The following is a 15728-nucleotide window of genomic DNA, read 5'->3' as shown; positions in this document are numbered from 1 at the left end:
TGGGAATTATGATGTTACTGGCAAGTGCAATATTTTTACTGACGCTAACCCTGGTTATCTGGCAACCCAGAGGGCTGGGTATTGGCTGGAGCGCCATGCTGGGTGCAGGCCTGGCGCTGGTCACAGGGGTTGTTCATCTCGCTGATATTGCGGTGGTCTGGCACATCGTCTGGAATGCGACGGCCACCTTTATTGCGGTGATCATCATCAGCCTGCTGCTGGATGAGTCGGGTTTCTTTGAATGGGCCGCCCTGCACGTTGCCCGCTGGGGCAAAGGCCGTGGCCGCCAGTTGTTTAGCTGGATTATTCTGCTGGGTGCGATGGTGGCCGCGCTGTTCGCCAATGATGGTGCTGCACTGATCCTGACGCCCATCGTGATTGCCATGCTGCTGGCGCTGGGTTTCAGCCCGGCAGCAACCCTGGCTTTTGTGATGGCCGCCGGTTTTATTGCCGATACCGCCAGCCTGCCGTTGATCGTCTCGAACCTGGTTAACATTGTCTCGGCAGACTTCTTCAAGCTTGGATTTACCCAGTACGCCGCCGTGATGGTGCCGGTTAACCTGGCTGCTATCGTGGCTACGCTGCTCATGCTGCACCTGTTTTTCCGTAAAGAGATCCCAGCGGTTTACGATATTTCGCTGCTAAAGGCGCCAAAAGAGGCCATTCGCGATAGCAGCACGTTTAAAGCAGGCTGGCTGGTTCTGGTTCTGCTGCTGGCCGGCTTCTTCGCACTGGAGCCACTTGGCGTTCCGGTCAGTCTGGTGGCCGCTGCTGGCGCACTGATCCTGTTTGCCGTGGCAAAAAAAGGCCATGCGATCAATACCGCTAAGGTACTGCGCGGCGCGCCCTGGCAGATCGTTATCTTCTCACTGGGCATGTACCTGGTGGTTTATGGCCTGCGCAACGCCGGGCTGACCCTGTATCTCTCCTCCCTGCTGAATCAGCTGGCTGAACATGGAGTGTGGGCCGCAACCCTCGGAACCGGCTTCCTGACGGCGTTCCTCTCCTCCGTGATGAACAATATGCCGACCGTGCTGGTTGGCGCGCTGTCGATAGAAAGCAACCAGGCCACGGGAGTGATTAAACAAGCGATGATTTATGCCAATGTAATCGGCAGTGATTTAGGGCCAAAAATCACCCCGATTGGCAGCCTTGCCACGCTGCTGTGGCTACATGTTTTAGCGCAGAAAAACATCACAGTCAGCTGGGGATACTACTTCCGTGCCGGCATCGTGATGACGATTCCGGTGCTGTTTGTCACGCTGTGCGCTCTGGCGCTGCGGCTGTCCATCGTTTAACCCCGGCCCCGGAATAGCCATTCCGGGGTTTTAATAATAGAGAAATGAGAGTGACAAAATGAGCCATGTAACTATTTATCATAATCCCGACTGCGGGACGTCGCGCAATACCCTTGAAATGATCCGCAACAGCGGCACGGAGCCGACGGTGATCCTCTATCTGGAAACACCGCCCACCCGCGCCGAGCTGGTTAAGCTAATTGCTGATATGGGAATTTCCGTGCGCGACCTGCTGCGCAAAAACACGGAGCCTTATCAGCAGCTGGATCTGGAGAACGCCGCTTTCACTGATGATGAGCTTATCAGCGCAATACTGGCACATCCGATCCTGATGAACCGCCCTGTCGTTGTCACTGCGCTCGGAACCCGGCTGTGCCGCCCTTCAGAGAAAGTTTTAGACATTTTGCCAGCGGCTCAGCGCGGCGAATTCAGTAAAGAAGACGGGGAAAAAGTTGTCGATAAAAACGGGCGCAGGCTGAGCTAAAAGGCACATTCAGGCCAGTATCTGGGGTGTTTCGCGGCGCATTTTCTCCGTATGATAATCTGCTTGATTAAAGCTTTATCCATTTTCATCTTGCTACTGCGCTAACAATCGCCGCGTTTAACAGGGAAAATCGCCATGTTTCACCTTATTTTCAGCATACCGAGTTGGTATGTTATTGCCCGTTTTATCATTCCACTCTCCATGCCACTGGCGTTAAAAATCACTCTTTCTCTGCTGGCGCTGCTTGCCTCACAGTATCTGCTGATAGGCCGCTTCACTTCTGGCAGCATCTTTTCTGCGGAGATGCCAAGATTAGTCATAATCCTGTTCAACTGGGTTTACAGCGCGGTGCTGTTCCTCGCCCTCGCCCAGATCCTGATTGATGTGGTTGCGCTGGTCGCGATGCTGTTGCGCCACCCGTTGGAGATTGCTCCCGGCGTGCGCTACCTGGCTGCCCTGCTGGCATTCGGCCTGGCCAGCTGGGGCGTGCAGCAGGCAATACGCGTTCCCCCTCTCAAGGATGTGACGATTCAGGTTGCTGATTTACCGCAGGAGTTTGAGGGTTACCAAATGCTCCAGCTAACCGATATGCACATCACCCCGCTTTTTAACGCCAGCTGGAGTGCCGCGTTAGTCAGGCGTGCGCTGGAGCTGAATGTTGACCTGATTGTGGTTACCGGGGATGTGATTGACGGCACGTTGAAAAATCGCATTAAGGACGTGGAGCCGCTGCGCAATCTGCATGCGCCCGATGGCGTGTTGGCGATTACCGGCAATCACGAATATTTCTTCGAGCAGCAGGCCTGGACCGGGCATCTGGCGTCTTTAGGATTGAAGCCCCTGCTAAACAGTCATTCTGTCATTTCTCGCGGCAACGCCAGCCTGGTGATTGCCGGGTTGCCCGATACTTCTGCACCGGGCCGGGGCGCTAACGGCCCCAATCTGGCAAAAGCACTGGCTGATGCCCCTGACAACGCGCCGGTGGTGTTGCTCGACCACCAGCCAAAAAACGCCCGTGAAAATGCGAAACACGGGGTCGATATTCAGCTGTCAGGCCATACTCACGGTGGTTTAATCGTCGGCTTAGACCGCCTGTTTGCCAAACCCAACGGCGGCTTTGTCTCCGGGCTTTACGATGTTGATGGCATGCAGCTGTATGTAAATAACGGCACGGCGCTGTGGCCGGGAATGGCGGTACGCGTGGGCCGCCCGTCGGAGCTGACGCGCATCACGCTGACGCGGAAAAAATAATCCCCCCTGATAATTAAGGAAGTGAAATGGATCTTCTGGCAAGCCTGAAGGAAAAATATCCCGGCGCTATTGCCTGGGCATTTGGCAACTCGTGCGAGATGGCGGATGAACTGGCAGCCCTGGTTGTGCAAGGAGTTAAAACCGCGTCCTGTGGCTCACTCTCATCTTTTATCAATGAAGATGACGCACCGACGATTGGCGGCTACAGCATCATCCTTAACGGCAAGGGTGAGCCGGTGTGCGTCATCAGGACGGTCGCTATGCGCATCTTGCGCTTCTGCGATGTCACTGAAGAGTTTGCGAGAAAAGAGGGCGAAGGAGACTTAAGCCTTAAATATTGGCAGGAAGTTCACAAAGCATTTTTTGAGCATGAGGGTTGCTACTCTGCAGAAATGGAACTGGTGGCAGAAGAGTTTCAACTGATTGAGCGCCATGCCGCGCAAGACGTATAAATGTCAGGGGGGATATTCCCCCTGGTTATTAAACACCCGCTTCACCGCGTCGTAGACAAACCGGGTTATTTCAATTCAGGCCATGCAACAGGGGGGATGCCTTTCAGCAGCGGTTTAGCAAACAGGAACCCCTGGAACTGACAGATGCCTGCTGCTTCCAGCCACATCCACTCTTCTGGTTTTTCCACGCCTTCGGCAATAACGGCTATTTCCAGCGAAGAACAGCATTTAATTATGGCCTGAACGATTGCCTGTTTAGGGCCGCTTTTGTGCACATCACTGATAATATTACGATCAATCTTGATTCTCTCCGGCTGCACGCGTGAAAGCAGCAGCAGACCGGCGGAGCCGGCACCAAAGTCATCTATTGCCAGACTGATACCCGCCGCTTTCAGATGTTTCAACGCGCTGGAGAATGCTTCGATATTCGAAATCACCTCAGTTTCAGTCACCTCTACCACGATCTGCTGAGGCACCAGTCCGTGTCGGGCAATCTCACCCAGTAAGTAATCCACGGCATTCGGGATCTCAACCAGCGTCATCGGCAGCAGGTTAATCGAGAAGGTGATGTCATCAATTTGCAGCTCTTTTGCCAGAGCCAGGGCCTGGCTCTTGGATTCCAGGTCGCGGCGGTAAAGCTCCTCACGCGGCAAACTGGCAAAATAATCCAGCGGTGAAAGCCCCTGTGCGCTGCGCAACAGGGCTTCAAGGGAGACGATGGTTCCGGCCAGCGGGTCGATAATTGGCTGGAAGGCAAAGCTAATATCCTCGCCCGGTGCAAAGTCTGCATCGGCTAAGGGTAGATCGTCCGTGGCGATAAATTCCCACTGACCGGCAGGTGGGATTTCGAAATAGTTTTCTTTCTCCCAGGATTCGACAAAGGTGCGCAGAAACTGAAGCGCGCGGTCATCCCAGGTCAGCAGAAATTCCGATGTGCCTTTATCCAGTACTGCCTGCAGCACCGAGGCTTTATCAAACTCATGAAGCGAGAACAGCTCCATGCCGACATTACCAAATCGCCGGAACGGCGCGTAGTCGCGCATCAGTTCCACGACATTATGATGACGGGGATCGCGACAGATATGTTCATAAAGCTTACTGACTGCTTGTTCAGGGCCTTCCAGCACCTGGAAGAAATGCGTGCCGTTAAACAGCAAAATGCCGGTAACGCCAATTAACTGGTTGTTTTTATTTGCCTTTTGTACAATTTTGTCCAGCGAGCTTAGCGGAACATTATCGGAAAGATGGCTGCGATAGATGAGGGTAGATAACATAAAAATTCCGCAATACTGGTCTTTTAAAGGCTTACATTAACAGAATCCCTTGCGGTGTTGTCCAGTGCTATCTGTTATTCCATTAAATCTGCCAGGCGTTTTTTATATAAGCTGTCGTTTAATCTGGAATTTTTTAGTAGAGTAGCGGGTCTGGTTGTTAAATATTTGATGGAATAACGTTGCTCAAATGAAAGGAATGCCGCCAATTATCCTCGCCCTGCTCGCCGGCTCACTGGTGCTGACCATCGGGCGCGGCGTCACCCTGCCGTTTCTCACTATCTACCTGACCGAGCATTACCACCTGCTGCCGAAAAGCGTCGGCATTATTATGGGCGCCAGCCTGGCTATCGGTATTTTCAGCAGCCTTTACGGCGGCTATCTGGTCGACAAATTTAACCACCGAACTTTAATCACCCTCTCTATCAGCCTGTTCGCGCTGAGCTTTTTTCTGCTGCCAATCCTGCCGCAGGTCAGTAGCGTGGTGATGGTGATTGCCCTGCTTAACGCTTCCTATGCACTTTTGAGCATTACCATTAAAGCCTGCATTGCCGCCTGGCTGCCTGTAGAGAAGCGGGTAAAAGCGTTTTCGATGAACTACACGCTCATTAATGTCGGCTGGGCCATTGGTTCATCACTGGGCGTGTGGCTGGCGGGCTTTGATCCTAAGCTACCGTTTATGATATCCGGTAGCCTGGCGCTGGGCACGGTCATTGCTCTGGCGGTAGGATTACGCAACATCCCCAACAGCCCGGCGCGCAACGATGTTGAGCTGAAACCGCTGGAAAAACCTGACCTGCGCCAGACCTTAGCCATCCTGATGCGCGACCGTTGCCTGGTCTATTTCACCCTCGGCAGCACCTTTGGTGCGATTGTGTTTGGCCAGTTCACCGGCTATCTGTCGCAGTATCTGATCATTATCTCGGACGCCGCACAGGCTTATAAGATCATCGGCGCCATCATGATCACCAACGCGATAATTGTTATCGCTTTCCAGTACGTGATGAGCAGTGGGATGAAGCAGAATAACCTGCTGAAGTGGCTGTTTTTCGGCACGCTGTTTTTCATCCTCGGGCTGGCCGGCTTTATGCTGGCCGGTACCTCGGTACTGCTGTGGATGATCGCGATGACCATCTTCAGCTTTGGCGAGCTGATTGTGATCCCGGTGGAGTACATGTTTATCGACTTTATTGCGCCGGACCATATGAAAGGCAGCTACTACGGCATGCAGAACCTGAGCAATATCGGCGGTGCCATTAACCCGGTGCTGTGCGGTTTCCTGCTGAGCTACACGGCACCGCCGGTGATGTTTTGCGCGCTAATCGCCTTCTCCGCCGCTGGCCTGCTGTTCTTCCGCATGGGGCACCGGATGGCGATGAAGAGAACCTCAGGAGAAGTTCTCCAGCATTGAGATAAACGAATGCCGATCGCCGTGGCCTTCCGTCAGGCGTACCCGCCGTTCAATATCGGCCAGATGGTGGTCCATCAGCTGACGGGCTTTGGTCAGATCTTTGGCTTTCAGGGCGCTGACAATCTGGCGGTGGTGATCGGCGCCGCAGTCATCCTTGCGCTCCTCTTCGTACAAAGACATCACCAGCGACAGGCGGGCGACGATCTTCGCCAGCATCTCGGTCAGCACCGGGTTGCCCGCCAGCTCGGCCAGCACGATATGGAACTTACCGGAAAGCACCGTTTTGGATTTCTCGTCGCCGTGATGATGGATCTGCTCCTCTTCGTCGGCCAGACGGGCCAGCGCATCCAGCTGTTCAGCGCTGGCTCGCGCCACCACGAACTCCAGCAGCCCCCCTTCCAGCTGGCGGCGTGCTTCAAACAGGTGCCTGGCCTGCTCGATGCTCGGCTCTGCCACGAAGGTGCCACGATTTCGCTTTCTCTCCAGCAGATGGTCGCTTTCCAGCACGCCCAGCGCGCCACGCACCACGGTACGACTGACGCCGAAATGCTCGGCGATGGCCTCTTCCAGTATTTTGCTACCGGGTTTTAGCGCCCCTTCACCGATAGCGGCCGCCAGCGTGGCGCGGATCCGTTCAGACACATCCTCACTGTGATCGGCGCTGCTGCCCTCTGTTCTGGCTACAGGCGTCGCTCTGGCGCGCGCTTTTTTCATGGCTGTCTCCCTGTCCTCTGTTTCATTTCTGGTGGGTGTTGATGCTTGCCGGATAATTTACCGCAACAGCAATCTGCGGTGTGGTTTATCTTTGTCAGAAACTTGCTACGCAACCGTCAGGATAAAGTGATGCCCTGCTGGGCGCAAATGGCGCGAATGTGGCTGGCCGACTGCTGGATAAAGGCGATCGCCTCATCAAAGCCATAGTTCTGCTGCTGATAGGTCGGGTAGCCGTAGCGTGAGCTTTCATAGCTTTCCCAGTCTTCGACTTCTCCTGCTGCCACGCGCTGCGCATAGCTGTCCACCAGCGTAAAATAGGCTTCCAGTTCCCCGGCCGTCAGGTCTGGATGCCCCGCACGCCAGATCGGGTCATCAATCTGAATGCACTGGCGCGGGTTGGCGCGGCGGCGGTTGTCATCGGTCGATTGCGCAATCTCCAGCGACAGCGTCATCTCGGGGTTGACCTTCGCCAGCATCGGCAGAATGGCGGCAAAGTCGACCACGCCGCTTCCGCACGGGCGCGGCTGGAAATCAATGCCGCCCGGCGCGCGCCCGATATAGGCATCTTTGATATGCGTCTGGCGCACCCACGGCGCCAGGCGCTGCGCGGCCAGCACCGGATGTTCGCCGCGCTGCACCATGTTGGCGGTGTCCAGGACCACGCCCACGCAATCTTCCCCTACCGCTTCAATCATGCGCAGGATCTCGAACGAGGTGATCTCATCGTGGGTTTCGACGTTCATATGCACCCCGTGGGCGCGTGCCACCGGGGCCATTTTGTGCAGCACCTTTTCCATTGCCAGCAGCTGCTCTTCCCACGTGACGTCGGTACGGAAACGGTCCACCGCCAGGCGCCCCGGATACTGCGCTTTGAAGTTGCCCGGTGAAACCCACATCTCGCGGCAGTCGATAGCAGCGCTGGCCTCAATCATGCGCGTCAGCCCGGCAATCATGTCGCCGTTGCCGATGGCGCGCAGCTCCGGCGCTTCGGCACTGCAGTAAGGGTTGATTTTGCCAAGGCCACTTTCCAGATACAGCCCCAGATCGTCAGCTTTGGCGCGGATGTCGCGCAGCTCGCCGCAGTCCAGCGTCGGGCTCATATCCAGCACGGTGCTGAAGAAGATCCCCTGCAGACCCAGCGCCTTGACGTGATCGAGGCTGGCCAGCGGGCCGCGTTTCTTAACTTCGGGCAGCTTTAACCCATCAATGCCTAGTTTCATAACCTGTTCCTTAATAACGATCTGATTTTACCGTATGAGCACCAGCCGCTGTTGCAAGCCGCATGCCAGACGCAACATTTAGTGCAGCAACTCCACCATATCACTATGATTATTATCGAGAATATTTTAATCACTAGATTGTCGAATATATTTGCGAATCATTATGCTAATCGATTATCCCTTTGGTGTCATAGCAAACGGCTTAAGCAGCGAATTTTCCCAAAAGCCCGTCCCGTCAGGAACTGGCCAGGCTTATTACGGGTAAATTACGTGCTTCACGGCATCAGAACATTCGCTGTGACAGGATTTTTCGTCGCTTTTTTGCACCAAAATGACGATAGTGTTGCACCAAATGGGGGTGCTTAAATGGTAACTTTCTTTTCGAATAGTAAGGATAACTTTTATTCGCAAAAACTTGCGAATGTTATTAAATTTTAATTATTACATTACATTCAATGCCTTGTGATCATTAACCCTCTGCAGTTATGAACCTGGCATGCGGCTTGCAAAATGCTTCCCAAGCACCAAAACGTCTTGTGACCGCTACTCAGAACCAGGGAAGCATTTTATGCCAGATATGCACAACACCGCTGAAAGTAAGCGCCTCAGCGTTCAGGGCCTGACCCACAGCTACGGCAGCAGTAACGCCATCAGCGATGTCTCCTTTAACATTGAACCGGGCGAAATTGTCGCGCTGCTCGGCCCGAGCGGCTGCGGTAAATCCACCGTGCTGCGTGCCATTGCCGGATTGATCCAGCCGAAGGCGGGAAAAATCGTACTCGGTAATCAGGATCTCGCCGGGGTGTCGGCCAGAGGGCGCGGTATCGGCATGGTGTTCCAGAACTATGCATTATTCCCGCACCTGACCGTGGCCGAAAACATCGCTTACCCGCTGGCGTGCCAGCAGGTTTCCCGCGCTGAGCGCAAGCAGCGCGTCGCCGAAATGCTGAACCTGGTGCAGCTGAACGAATACGGTAACCGCCTGCCGCGCGAGCTTTCCGGTGGTCAGCAGCAGCGCGTTGCCGTGGCGCGTGCCATTGCCGGCCGCCCTTCTCTGCTGCTGCTCGATGAGCCATTTGGCGCACTGGATCGGGCGCTGCGTTTCGACCTGCAGGTGGAACTGCTGCATCTGCAAAAAACGCTGGGTATCACCACGCTGATCGTCACCCACGATCAGGAAGAGGCGCAGAGCCTGGCGAACCGCCTGGTGCTGATGAATAAAGGTAATGTTGAGCAGATCGACACGCCGATGGCGGTGTATGACCGGCCAAAAACGCTGTTTGTAAACACCTTTATCGGGCAGACCAACCAGCTGCACGGCACCGTGCTGCGTTTTGATAACGACACCACGCTGATTGGGTTATCGGATGAGCGCACGCTGCGCCTGCCGCGCCGTCTCAACTTTACCACCGGCTCGAAGGTCACGGTCACCTTCCGCCCTGAAGAGGTGCGGCTGGCAAAGCAGGCGGGGGAAAACACCCAGCCGGTGCGGATGACCGTTTCGCTGCCGCTCGGCCCAACGCTGGTCCATGACCTGGCGATGGAGGATGGCACCACGCTACGCGCCTCCGAAGTGCGCGGACCGTCAACCTTCATCCCGCAGCCTGGAGCGCAACTTTACGCTGAGATTGATACTGCACGCTGTCACGCCTTCCCGGCTGAACCGCAACCTATGAATGAATAAGCAGAGGTGAACACCATGAAAGATTTTGAAATCAGTCGTCGTCGGTTTGGTCAGATCGTGGCAGGCGTTGCGGCTTCCGCCATGCTGCCACTCTCGCTGCGCGCAGTTGCGGCCAGCGGCGGCACGGCGGTCGCGGCGACCTTCCCCGGTAACTGGGAAGATGCTTACCGCACTGTATTGGGCGATATTCTCAAGAAGCAGGGTTTTGGACTGACCGTCTCCCCGGCTATGGCGCAGGACCAGCTGGCAAAAGTGATGGCCAGCCCGGGCAACCCGCCGTACGACACGCTGCTCATGTCGCCAGGCCAGATGACGGTGGCGGTGGATAAAGGTCTGATCCAGAAGATCGACCCTTCCCGCCTGAAAAACTGGAACCTGCTCGACCCGGCGTTCCAGGGCGAGTACGGCCCGACCGTGACGGTGGAAGTGAACGGCATTGCCTACAACCCGGAGCTGGTGCCGCGCCCGAAAGGCTATGCCGACCTGTTTGAGAACCCGGCCTATAAAGGCCTGGTGTCATGGACCGGGTTTGGCTCTAACACCGCGGTGATGGCCTATACCGAAATTGCCAAAATCTACGGTAAAGGCCCGGACGATATGCAGGCGGTGTTTGACCTGTTCAGAAAGCATCCGGAGCAGATGGCCAGTATTGTCGACAGCACCAACAGTCAGATGACGCAGTTCCAGCAGGGCAATATCGCCGTATTTATGTGCAGCACCAACAACGTGGCGCGCCTGAAAAGCCTGGGAATGAAGGCCGAGTTTGTCCATCCGGAAACCGGCTCACCTGCCGCCCCGGTCAATATCCATCTGACCAAAGGCAGCAAAAATCTGGATGCCGCCTACGCCTATATGGACGCCGCGATTTCACAGTTTGCGCAAACCAAACTGGAGCAGCCGCCGACCGAAATGTTCCCGACTAACAAAAATGTTGAGCTGACCCCGGCGATTGCGGCGTACATCACCCGCGAGCAGGTCAAATCACTGGTCTATCCGGACTGGAACATCATCAATAAAAATCGTGACACCTGGATCCGTCAGTTTGATGCGCTGGTAGCAGGTTGAGGTAAGAGATGAAACAGAGCGGCTTCCCGTATGTTATCCCCATGCTGTTGCTTTCCGTGGTGTTCTTCGCGACGCCGCTCGCGGTTCTGATCGCTTTCAGTTTCACCAAAGATGGCGGCGTGACGTTACAGCACTACGCCAACTTCTTCGGCGACGCGTTTAACTTCCGCGTGCTGGTTAACACCGCACGGCTGGGGATTGAAACCGTGATCGGCACCACCCTGTTGGGGGTGCCGATCGCCCTGCTTTACTGGCACGGCGGGCGCACGCTGCGCCAGGTGCTGATTTTTCTGACGCTGATCCCGATGCTGACCAGCAACGTGGTACGCACCTTTGCCTGGATCGTCATTCTCGGACGCCAGGGACCGATCAGCGAAGCGCTGATGTTCCTTGGTGTGACCGACATGTCGACCAGCCTGATGTTTACCGAAACCGGTCTGCTGCTGGCGATGTGCCAGATAGACCTGCCGCTGATTATCCTGCCGCTGATTGCCATTCTGTCACGCACGCCGTACCAGCTGACCGAAGCGGCACAGATTTCCGGTGCCGGGCCGTGGCGCGTGCTGGTGACAGTGCTGTTGCCGCTGATGCTGCCGGGTCTGCTGGCGGGTTGGATCCTGGTCTTCGCCAGTACCAGCAGCTCGTTCGTCACCCAGGCGGTGATTGGCGGCGCGCGCAACGTCTATGTTCCACAGCTGATCTATCGCGAGGTTGGCACGCTGTTTGACTGGCCGATGGCCTCGGCTATCGCCGTGGTGCTGCTGGTCTCCACCGGCTGCCTGCTGGTTGCCCTTACCATGATTTCACGCCACCGGAGGCTGAATGGCCATGTCTAATCATCGTGAAAACCCGATTCCAGGCCTGCTGTACAAGCTGTTCGTTTATGGCTTCGGCACGCTGTGTGTGATCTACCTGGTGGCGCCGATCGTCATCGCGGTGATGATGTCGTTCACCTCCGGACAGACGCTGAAATATCCGCCGCAGGGCTTCTCGCTGCGCTGGTATGAGGCGCTGCTCGACCCGGTGCGCTCGGCGACCGAGCATATTGCCGCCTGGAACTCGTTCAAAATCGCCGCGCTGGCGGTACTGGGCGCCCTGCTGTTTGCCGTGCCTGCCACCATCGGTATGACGCGCATGAAGCGCCGCAGCGTCAGCACCATCGAGCCGCTGCTGCTGGCCCCGCTGGTGCTGCCGAGCCTGGTTTATGGCCTGGCGGCGCTGATTGTCGCCAACTTTATCGGCTTTCCGCCTTCGCTGTGGCTGAACGTGATCGGCCACGTGGTGGTGTTTGGCCCGCTGATGTACCGCGCCGCGTCGGTGGTGGCGCAGGGCATTAATCCGTCGCTGGCAGAAGCCTCAACCACGATGGGGGCCAGCTGGTTTATGACCCTGCGCCGCGTCACGCTGCCGCTGCTGATGCCCGGCATTATGGCGGGGGCGTTCCTGGTGTTTATCCAGTCACTGGATAACGTCACCGTTTCTCTGTTCCTCGCTGATGCCAGCACCACGGTTCTGCCGCTACGCATGTTCGCGATGATCGAGGAGTCCCTTGACGTACGCGTCGCGGCTATCTCCGGCATTTTGATTGCGATAACCCTGCTCGGCATGCTGGTCGCCCGGCGTGTTCTGGCCCCGCGCCCGCAGGCATCTTAACTTTATCAAAAGAAACACAAGGAATGACTATGAAGACTCATGCGACTCAGGCGCCAGGCTATCGTATCGGCGCCCTGCTGGCGGACTTTAAACCGGATTTCGACTTCTCGGCTCCGCTGCCGCTGCCGCTTGAAGAGTTTGAAGAGCGGCTGCGCAAAATCCGCCGCCAGGCGGTGGAAGCCGGGCATGATGCGATTATCGTTCATGCCGGCAGCGTGGGCTGGTTCCACGCCTCGAATCACTATCTGCGCTATATCTGTGACTGGATGCGCGAAGGCGTGCTGATTATCCCGACCGATGCTGACAAAGCGCTGGTGCTGCTCTCCTTCTTCACTCAGTCGGTGCTGCTGCCTCCGGGCGGCGAGCCGCTGCTGGTTGACGAGATTTGGCAGATTGGGCCGATTGGCCGTGAATACGCCGACCGCCCGGGTGACTCGGTGATGAAAACTGCCGAGAAGTGCGCGCAGCTGCTGAGCGATCTTGGTCTGGCAAAAGCGCAGATCGGAAAAATCGGCGACCGCACTTCATTGACCTTCTGGGCTGCCGTGGAGTCGATGCTGCCGGGCAGCAAATTTATTGCCGATAACGCCATCCTCGATCGCCTGCAGAAGGTGCGCTCCCCGCGCGAAATTGAGATGTTCCGCGCCGCCGCGCAGCTGATCGGTATCGGCACACAGGCCGCCTGGCACGTGGCCAAACCGGGCGTTACCGATTACGAAATCTTTGCTGCTTTCACCGCGGCGCAGATGGCGTTTGGCGGCGAAACCGGCGACGGCTACCAGATTGGCATTAACCAGTTTGGCACTCACTGCGGCAAACCTTACGGCCACGTGGTGCGCCCGGGCGACCTGATCAACCTGTATATCTCCAACGTCACCTGGCGGGGTTATACTGCGCAGACCGCACGCATGATCGCCGTCGGCGAGATCACCGGGCGCCAGCAGTTGGTGCTGGATGCCTGTACTGCAGGGGTGAAAAATGCTGAGAAGCTGATTAAGCCCGGCGCGCTGATGCGCGATATCAATAACGCCGCTTTTGCGCCAATGATTGAAGCCGGGTTGCTGGCCTCCCCGGAGGCGCGCACCATGCCGTACAACTGGTCGCCAATGCCTGACGGTTCGGCCAGGCTGATCCCGCAGCAGTACGTGCCGGATGCGGACTACGAAGCGCAGGGCCGTAAGCTGATGCACGTCTACCCGGCCACGCACGGGCCACATAACCCGAACCTCGGCCATTCCGTTGGCATGGCGGGCGGTCAGAACAGCTTTAACATCTCCTCGCACAACTACGATCGTCTGGAGGAAGGCATGGTCTTTGTGATGCATACCCAGTGGCTGGAGCCGCTGTCGGCGGGCTGCAATATTGGCGATATGTACGTGGTGACGCAGGATGGCTTTGAAAACCTCAGCCGCCACACCCCGCTGGAAACTCACCGCATTGCCGCCGGAGCCTGAGATGAAAACGATGCCAGGGCATACCTATTTTGACTTTGCCGAGCTGGGGGAGCGCGACCGCTACAAGCTACTGATCGGCACTGTGATCCCGCGCCCTATCGCGCTGGTCACCACGCTGAGCAAGGAAGGCCAGCCCAACGCCGGCCCATTCAGCTTTTTTAACGTGCTGACCCACGATCCGGCGATTGTGGCGATTGGTGTGGAAAACTACGCCGATATGCGCTTTAAGGATACCGCGCGTAATATCCGCGAAACCGGGGAGTTTACCGTGCATATCGTTGACGATGCGCTGGTTGAGCAGATGGAGGTCTGCGCGATTAAATTCGGCCCGGAAGTGGATGAAATGAGCCTCGCCGGGCTAGAAACCACTGCGGGCAAGAGGGTGCGCAGCCCGCGTATTCTCTCGGCCCCTGCCGCCCTGGAGTGCCGCCGCCACACTACGTTACAGGTTGGCCCGGCGCGCGAAATCATCCTTGGCGAAGTGCTTGGTGTCTACGTGCGTAGTGACGCGGTCAACCTGGAGAACCTGCACATCGACCAGCAGTTGATGGACGCCGTGGGCCGCATGGGCGGGCACACCTACACCCGCACCCGCGATCAGTTTGATATCAAAACCCTCACGCCTGACGAGTGGGAAGCGCGCGAACGTCACGATTAAACGCTATTTACCCGTAGGGGTCGGGCATGCCCGACCCGCAACAGCTTTGCGCTGGCGATATTTTTCATTTTCACTTCGCACATAATATCGAAATCGCGAAACGACAATGCCCAGTCGTTCAGGGTGTCGTTAAAGTAGTAGTCTGAATGCGCCCGCAGCTTCATTTTTGACAGCCCCAGCGACTCCTGATCGGGGAACCCCTGCTCGGGAATCAATCCCTCCTGAGAAATCGAGTAGTGCAGCACCGGCCGTACCCCGCGCCAGGACTCTTTGACCAGTGCGATGCGCGCATCGTTGGGCTGTATAAACTGATTCTCCTTCACCCAGTGATGGTGGATATCTAACACGATCGGGCAGAGATCTCTGGCCTGCAAAACATCATCCAGCGAGCAGGAAACCTCATCATTTTCCACCGTCAGCATCAGCCTGGCTTCCGGGCTGAGCCGCTCAAAGGCGGCTTTGAACCCGGCAAAACCGGCGCGCCCGTTCATATGGATATTGATCTTGAAATCCTGAAACTCACGGCCATAACCCAGCAATCTGGCGCACAGCGCATGATACTCAATGTCCACCAGCGCCCTGTCCACCACCTCCGGCGTTTCCGAAGCCAGAACCGTATACTGGCCCGGATGAAACGACAGCCTGATATCCGCTTTTTTTGCCAGCGCACCGGCGTGCGCGAACAGAGGCAATAAGTCAGGCAGCAGGCTTTGGTACGGCTCCTGCGCTTCGGGAACGGTAAACAGCGGCAGCAGATCGCTGCCGATACGCATCATTCTTAACTGATGCGGCAGTTGCGCCAGCTCGCTAAATATGTGCGCCAGCTGCGACAGGTTGTGGCTGGCACACGTCAGCAGCAGCTCACGGCGCTTGTCCTGATCCAGGCTAAGAAAACGCTTGCGCGTGGGTGATTTAAAAGGGTACGGCTGCTGTAAGTCAGCATTAAGGTATTTGCAGGCAAAGCCTAATTTCATTATTCCTCCCGGTTCGTTTCCTGTAAGTGTATCAACCGATTAGAATTTTGCACGGCAGCCAGGTTATGGCCTCGCAGTTGTGCTGAATCCGCAGCTTTAGCATGGTTAAAACGAGGTAATGACAGAATCTACCTCGTCT

At 56.4% G+C, this 15728-nt stretch carries 15 protein-coding genes; 11 read left to right on the top strand and 4 right to left on the bottom strand.

The features are described from left to right. Positions 1 to 11 precede the first annotated feature (11 nt). From ACLI4M_RS20865 to ACLI4M_RS20850, 4 genes are all read left to right on the top strand, one after another. The gene (locus ACLI4M_RS20865; protein WP_133625072.1) at positions 12 to 1298 is read left to right on the top strand and encodes an arsenic transporter; all 1287 of its coding nucleotides are present in this window, start codon (positions 12 to 14) and stop codon (positions 1296 to 1298) included. Positions 1299 to 1356: 58 nt separating this feature from the next. Next, positions 1357 to 1782 (top strand): glutaredoxin-dependent arsenate reductase, encoded by a 426-nt coding sequence (arsC, locus tag ACLI4M_RS20860; RefSeq protein WP_133623640.1) that lies wholly within the window; start codon positions 1357 to 1359, stop codon positions 1780 to 1782. A 135-nt stretch (positions 1783 to 1917) separates the two neighbouring features. Next, on the top strand, positions 1918 to 3033 hold the full coding sequence (locus tag ACLI4M_RS20855; RefSeq protein WP_133623641.1) for a metallophosphoesterase: 1116 nt from the start codon (positions 1918 to 1920) through the stop codon (positions 3031 to 3033). Between the two features lie 26 nt (positions 3034 to 3059). Beyond that, the gene (locus tag ACLI4M_RS20850; protein WP_133623642.1) at positions 3060 to 3485 is read left to right on the top strand and encodes an ASCH domain-containing protein; all 426 of its coding nucleotides are present in this window, start codon (positions 3060 to 3062) and stop codon (positions 3483 to 3485) included. A gap of 65 nt (positions 3486 to 3550) precedes the next feature. Here ACLI4M_RS20850 and ACLI4M_RS20845 read toward each other — a convergent pair whose 3' ends face one another. Beyond that, complete coding sequence (locus ACLI4M_RS20845; protein ID WP_133623643.1) at positions 3551 to 4759, bottom strand: diguanylate phosphodiesterase; 1209 nt, start codon at positions 4757 to 4759, stop codon at positions 3551 to 3553. A 187-nt stretch (positions 4760 to 4946) separates the two neighbouring features. Here ACLI4M_RS20845 and ACLI4M_RS20840 point away from each other — a divergent pair, with 187 nt between their 5' ends. Beyond that, positions 4947 to 6167: an MFS transporter gene (locus ACLI4M_RS20840; RefSeq protein WP_133623644.1), complete on the top strand. Its 1221-nt coding sequence runs from the start codon at positions 4947 to 4949 to the stop codon at positions 6165 to 6167. Here the strand turns inward: ACLI4M_RS20840 and ACLI4M_RS20835 are convergent. Beyond that, positions 6144 to 6881 carry a GntR family transcriptional regulator gene (locus tag ACLI4M_RS20835; protein WP_133623645.1) on the bottom strand — a complete coding sequence of 246 codons (738 nt, stop codon included), beginning with the start codon at positions 6879 to 6881 and terminating at the stop codon, positions 6144 to 6146. The genes ACLI4M_RS20840 and ACLI4M_RS20835 overlap by 24 nt on opposite strands. A 116-nt stretch (positions 6882 to 6997) precedes the next feature. Next, complete coding sequence (locus ACLI4M_RS20830) at positions 6998 to 8101, bottom strand: sugar phosphate isomerase/epimerase family protein (protein ID WP_133623646.1); 1104 nt, start codon at positions 8099 to 8101, stop codon at positions 6998 to 7000. 568 nt (positions 8102 to 8669) lie between these two features. On the opposite strand from ACLI4M_RS20830, the gene ACLI4M_RS20825 reads away from it, so the two are divergent. The 6 genes from ACLI4M_RS20825 to ACLI4M_RS20800 are packed head-to-tail and all read left to right on the top strand — an operon-like array spanning position 8670 to position 14615. Continuing rightward, positions 8670 to 9785, top strand: a complete 1116-nt coding sequence (locus ACLI4M_RS20825; RefSeq protein ID WP_133623647.1) for an ABC transporter ATP-binding protein — start codon at positions 8670 to 8672, stop codon at positions 9783 to 9785. A 15-nt stretch (positions 9786 to 9800) separates the two neighbouring features. Continuing rightward, positions 9801 to 10850, top strand: coding sequence for an ABC transporter substrate-binding protein (locus tag ACLI4M_RS20820; protein WP_133623648.1), 1050 nt, complete (start codon positions 9801 to 9803; stop codon positions 10848 to 10850). 8 nt (positions 10851 to 10858) lie between these two features. After that, positions 10859 to 11686, top strand: coding sequence for an ABC transporter permease (locus ACLI4M_RS20815; RefSeq protein WP_133623649.1), 828 nt, complete (start codon positions 10859 to 10861; stop codon positions 11684 to 11686). Beyond that, a complete protein-coding gene (locus ACLI4M_RS20810) occupies positions 11673 to 12503 on the top strand; it encodes an ABC transporter permease (RefSeq protein ID WP_336225594.1) in 831 nt (276 codons plus the stop codon). Before ACLI4M_RS20815 ends, ACLI4M_RS20810 begins: the two co-directional genes overlap by 14 nt. Positions 12504 to 12532: 29 nt before the next feature. Beyond that, positions 12533 to 13957 carry a M24 family metallopeptidase gene (locus ACLI4M_RS20805; RefSeq protein ID WP_133623650.1) on the top strand — a complete coding sequence of 475 codons (1425 nt, stop codon included), beginning with the start codon at positions 12533 to 12535 and terminating at the stop codon, positions 13955 to 13957. 1 nt (position 13958) lies between these two features. Further along, a complete protein-coding gene (locus tag ACLI4M_RS20800; protein ID WP_133623651.1) occupies positions 13959 to 14615 on the top strand; it encodes a flavin reductase family protein in 657 nt (218 codons plus the stop codon). On the opposite strand, the gene ACLI4M_RS20795 is transcribed toward ACLI4M_RS20800, so the two are convergent. Further along, positions 14612 to 15589 carry a UV damage endonuclease UvsE gene (locus ACLI4M_RS20795; protein ID WP_133623652.1) on the bottom strand — a complete coding sequence of 326 codons (978 nt, stop codon included), beginning with the start codon at positions 15587 to 15589 and terminating at the stop codon, positions 14612 to 14614. The two genes, ACLI4M_RS20800 and ACLI4M_RS20795, sit on opposite strands and share 4 nt — an antisense overlap. Positions 15590 to 15728: the final 139 nt, after the last annotated feature.

Source organism: Erwinia sp. LJJL01 (genome assembly GCF_047300805.2).
In the GTDB taxonomy this organism is placed as follows: domain Bacteria; phylum Pseudomonadota; class Gammaproteobacteria; order Enterobacterales; family Enterobacteriaceae; genus Erwinia; species Erwinia aphidicola.
This window is presented reverse-complemented; position numbering and strand designations above follow the sequence as displayed.

Coding starts and splice junctions, on each gene's coding strand:
- arsC (WP_133623640.1), top strand. CDS start 1,357: ATGAGCCATGTAACTATTTATCATAATCCCGACTGCGGGACGTCGCGC.
- ACLI4M_RS20805 (WP_133623650.1), top strand. CDS start 12,533: ATGAAGACTCATGCGACTCAGGCGCCAGGCTATCGTATCGGCGCCCTG.
- ACLI4M_RS20835 (WP_133623645.1), bottom strand. CDS start 6,881: ATGAAAAAAGCGCGCGCCAGAGCGACGCCTGTAGCCAGAACAGAGGGC.
- ACLI4M_RS20820 (WP_133623648.1), top strand. CDS start 9,801: ATGAAAGATTTTGAAATCAGTCGTCGTCGGTTTGGTCAGATCGTGGCA.
- ACLI4M_RS20845 (WP_133623643.1), bottom strand. CDS start 4,759: ATGTTATCTACCCTCATCTATCGCAGCCATCTTTCCGATAATGTTCCG.
- ACLI4M_RS20795 (WP_133623652.1), bottom strand. CDS start 15,589: ATGAAATTAGGCTTTGCCTGCAAATACCTTAATGCTGACTTACAGCAG.
- ACLI4M_RS20830 (WP_133623646.1), bottom strand. CDS start 8,101: ATGAAACTAGGCATTGATGGGTTAAAGCTGCCCGAAGTTAAGAAACGC.
- ACLI4M_RS20865 (WP_133625072.1), top strand. CDS start 12: ATGTTACTGGCAAGTGCAATATTTTTACTGACGCTAACCCTGGTTATC.
- ACLI4M_RS20825 (WP_133623647.1), top strand. CDS start 8,670: ATGCCAGATATGCACAACACCGCTGAAAGTAAGCGCCTCAGCGTTCAG.
- ACLI4M_RS20850 (WP_133623642.1), top strand. CDS start 3,060: ATGGATCTTCTGGCAAGCCTGAAGGAAAAATATCCCGGCGCTATTGCC.
- ACLI4M_RS20840 (WP_133623644.1), top strand. CDS start 4,947: ATGAAAGGAATGCCGCCAATTATCCTCGCCCTGCTCGCCGGCTCACTG.
- ACLI4M_RS20815 (WP_133623649.1), top strand. CDS start 10,859: ATGAAACAGAGCGGCTTCCCGTATGTTATCCCCATGCTGTTGCTTTCC.
- ACLI4M_RS20810 (WP_336225594.1), top strand. CDS start 11,673: ATGGCCATGTCTAATCATCGTGAAAACCCGATTCCAGGCCTGCTGTAC.
- ACLI4M_RS20855 (WP_133623641.1), top strand. CDS start 1,918: ATGTTTCACCTTATTTTCAGCATACCGAGTTGGTATGTTATTGCCCGT.
- ACLI4M_RS20800 (WP_133623651.1), top strand. CDS start 13,959: ATGAAAACGATGCCAGGGCATACCTATTTTGACTTTGCCGAGCTGGGG.